The organism is Micromonospora sp. LOL_024 (assembly GCF_048060415.1).
Classification (GTDB): Bacteria; Actinomycetota; Actinomycetes; order Mycobacteriales; family Micromonosporaceae; genus Micromonospora.
In genome coordinates this window covers 1-3122 of sequence record NZ_JBHMIS010000093.1, presented here as the reverse complement: position 1 = coordinate 3122, position 3122 = coordinate 1, and the positions used below count along the sequence as shown (strand labels likewise).

4 protein-coding genes are annotated in these 3122 nt (G+C 66.5%); 1 reads left to right on the top strand and 3 read right to left on the bottom strand.

Annotation, left to right across the window (positions count from 1 at the left end):
* Nucleotides 1–25: 25 nt before the first annotated feature.
* The 3 genes from ACFHWY_RS28115 to ACFHWY_RS28105 all read right to left on the bottom strand — a co-directional run bounded on the left by ACFHWY_RS28115 (nt 26) and on the right by ACFHWY_RS28105 (nt 2119).
* Nucleotides 26–340, bottom strand: coding sequence for a recombinase family protein (locus ACFHWY_RS28115; RefSeq protein WP_416583264.1), 315 nt, complete (start codon nt 338–340; stop codon nt 26–28).
* Between the two features lie 185 nt (nt 341–525).
* The gene (locus tag ACFHWY_RS28110) at nt 526–774 is read right to left on the bottom strand and encodes a hypothetical protein (protein WP_416583263.1); all 249 of its coding nucleotides are present in this window, start codon (nt 772–774) and stop codon (nt 526–528) included.
* A 469-nt stretch (nt 775–1243) separates the two neighbouring features.
* Nucleotides 1244–2119, bottom strand: coding sequence for a replication-relaxation family protein (locus tag ACFHWY_RS28105; protein WP_416583262.1), 876 nt, complete (start codon nt 2117–2119; stop codon nt 1244–1246).
* A gap of 613 nt (nt 2120–2732) precedes the next feature.
* Between ACFHWY_RS28105 and ACFHWY_RS28100 the strand changes: the two genes are divergently transcribed.
* Nucleotides 2733–3122: hypothetical protein (locus tag ACFHWY_RS28100; protein ID WP_416583261.1), on the top strand; the 390-nt coding region annotated here is incomplete at its 3' end.

The window sequence follows — 3122 nt, the reverse complement described above, 5'->3', positions numbered from 1 at the left end:
CGATCAACCCAACTCATCGACGCAGTCACGTAACGTCACCGGTTTTACGCAATGGCCCTGCGTCGAGGGTGGCGGCGAGGTCGACGAAGTGGGCGAGGCTGCGGCTGAATCGGTCGACTCGGTAGACGAGCAGGACGTCGTAGAGGCCGGCTTTCGCCGCGTCGAGCGCTTTATTGAGGCCGGGGCGGTCGGTGGTGGCGCCGGAGGCGTCGTCTTCGAATTCGCAGACGATGACCCAGCCGGGGTTGTTGTCGACGTAGCGTCGCAGGGCGGTGCGTTGGGCGAGGAGACTGAAGGGCTGGTGTTCGTCGTCGGTGGAGCGTCGGATGTAGATGCACACCCGGCACGGTCCGGTCGAGCCTCCCGGCTGAGTAATGGTCGGGACGCGTCGTCCGCGCCGCTTCGGTGGGCTGGTGGGGGTGGGCTTGCCTGGCATGAGGTGGTTCCTCCGTGCGGATTCGGGGTGGGTGTGGCCGGCGGCGGCCCACGCGCGAGCGGGCCGCCGCCGGCGTTGGGTGAGGGGGTTCAGGCGGCGAGGTCGGGGTGCTCGCGCCAGAAGTGGTTGAGCAGGACGGCGAGGGCTTCGGCGGCGTTGTCGAGGTCTTCGGCGGTCATGGGAATGGTGTCGACGCGTGCGATACGCATCGGAATCGTCGTTTCCTTTTCGTTGGTGGGGATGTGTTTCGCACCGCCGTTATTGGTGGCGGTACCGGGATGTGGTTCGTCAGGATAGCTCCGGACGGCGTTTTCGTCGTCATACGGCGCGGTGGCCACGGTCCTCCGAAAAGCGTGTGAAGCTGCGGGAGTCGTAGTCCTTGGTTCATGCGTTTTCCTTTCCTGCGCTCGGATTCGCGCGATCGATCCGATTGATGCGGAAGAGGCGACTCGTGACGGGTCGCGCTGCTTTCGCGTGAGGGGTGGGGACGATACCTCCAAGCGCTGTCACCGGGAGGCGATGCGGACTGTCAGCGACTCACGGAAACTCACACTGGGCACCAGAGAGCGGCTGACAGTTGCGAAGCGTTGCTGTCACGGCGGGAGCAGAGGTATCGTCCGCGCCCGTCGGGCGGGAGAGGCGTGACTGCGGCTATCGCTGGCCGCGTTTTGCCGGCCGCCGCCGTCATCGCGGTTCGGGAAGCAGCCGTCACGTCCGCTGGCCCGCGGGGCTCAGCGGCTGTGATGGCCCTTGACGCCGCCTGTGTGGGCACGTGTCCGGTTGCTCGGGGTGGGTTGCCGCCGTGGGTCAGGTGGACTGTTCGGTGCGGCTGTCTGCGGCGGGGAGGTCGACCAGGCGCATCGGCGCCCCGTGGTGGCGGTGCAGCCACCACCCCGCCTCGGCAGGGTTGATGCCGGTGACCTCGGCATGCACGGCGGTGGCCACCGGGTAGATGGTCCCGGCCGCGGCGAGTTCCTGGTGGAGGTGACGCTCACGGGCTGGGGAGTGCAGCCAGAACAGCACCGGCCAGATCCGGCCGGTGACGTGCGCGAGGTCCCGATAGCCGTCGATCTTGTCGACGAGGCGGGACAGAGGCCGTTCGGTGCCGAGGTCGTGCTCCAGGTAGAACGGCACCCTGCGGTCGCCGTCGACCCAGATGCCGTGCCCGTCCGGCCGCGACCTCGGCTGGTAGATGCGCACGGTGACGTCGTCGTCGGGTTCGGCGAAGGCGCCCATCTGCTGGCAGCGTCCCGCCGGCCACCAGCGCAACAGCTCGCTGCCGGGGTGGGTGCGGGCGTGACCGGCCAGGGCGGTGAAGAAGCCGTTGACCCCGAGCAGGTGCGGCAGGTTCGCCCGCCTCGTCAGGTGCCAACGCCTGCGCCGGGCCTGATCCTTGCGCGGTAGGTCCTCGCCGCGTTGCGCGGCGACGACCTCGACGCCGAGCTGCGCCAGCACGTAGTGGAACGGGTAGGAGCCGCCGTCGGGCTTCTGCGGCCGGAACCGGTCCACCACCTCCAACTTGTGTGCCAGGGCGCGTAGGCGTTCCTGGGCGTAGTCGACCGACGGGTAGAGGGCTTCGGCGATCTGGAAGGAGGTGAGCACCCCGTGGTCGGCCAGCCAGCCGAGCAGGACGAGGTCGCGGTCGGTGAGCTGAGCCTGCACCCGAAGCAGCTGATCAGGCATGCGCCACCACCAACCCAGGGGGGAGAGACCCAGTCGGAGGGTCTGTCGCAGCACGACACACGCTGCTGACAGCGGCCCCGACCTGGGCTGTGAGCCGAACCAGAGGGTCCGTTCGGGAGTCCTGTTGAAGCGGGACGCCAAGTGGGAGACCCAGCGGGACCCGCAACGGGAGGTCAAGCCCGCCGCTGTCAGCGGGAGACGTCGGGGATGCGGTAGCCACCATCAGCGGCGGTGAGGATTGATGCGTGAACAGGGTGTACTCCAAAGTGAGGAGCTGCTTCCCGTCCTGGCCCATTGAGATCAGCACCGATAACGGCAGCCAAGAGGGCCCCCCGCGGACCCCTCGCCGCCAACGCGGGGTACCCGGCGGCGAGGAGGATCATGTCCTCGGCCTTGCCGAACCAGACGAGCACCAAGCTTCGACGCCCGGTTGTGTGACGCCGAATTTGTCCGTTGCGCGACAGCCCCGACCGGCTCGGAAAGGGCTGTTGAATATGCGGTTATATCGGCGGGCTCCCAGGTTGAAGGGTTCGTTTTGGTTGAATTGGGAGGGCCGGGTGTCGACCTATTTACGAGAAGTGGAGCGGACACACTTGGCTTGCCGTCGGAGATCATGAAGCATGATGTGCTGCTGCTCCGAGAGCCGTGGACTGTCGCGCCCCCGGGAAGTGATTGCCAAGAGAGCCTTGTCGATTTTGTCGGAGGGATCGCGGCGGGCATGGTCGGTGAGTCCGCACCTTCTGCTCTTGAAGACTGCTCGTACAGGATGTGGACTAGGGACGAATACAAGGCATCATTGGCCGCAGTTCTTGAAGCCGAGAAAAAGGAGCTAGTCGGCATCGTTGGTCAGTCCTTCGGGGCGCTGCCTGCCGCTGCCGCATTCGATCTGTCGCCTACCGCGTGGTTAATACTGCACGCTCCTATCGCCCCTCCCAACACGTCCGGTGCACGGCCGTTTCAACATCATCCGGCAAGGCCGAGGATGGTGAATGGCCTGTTCATG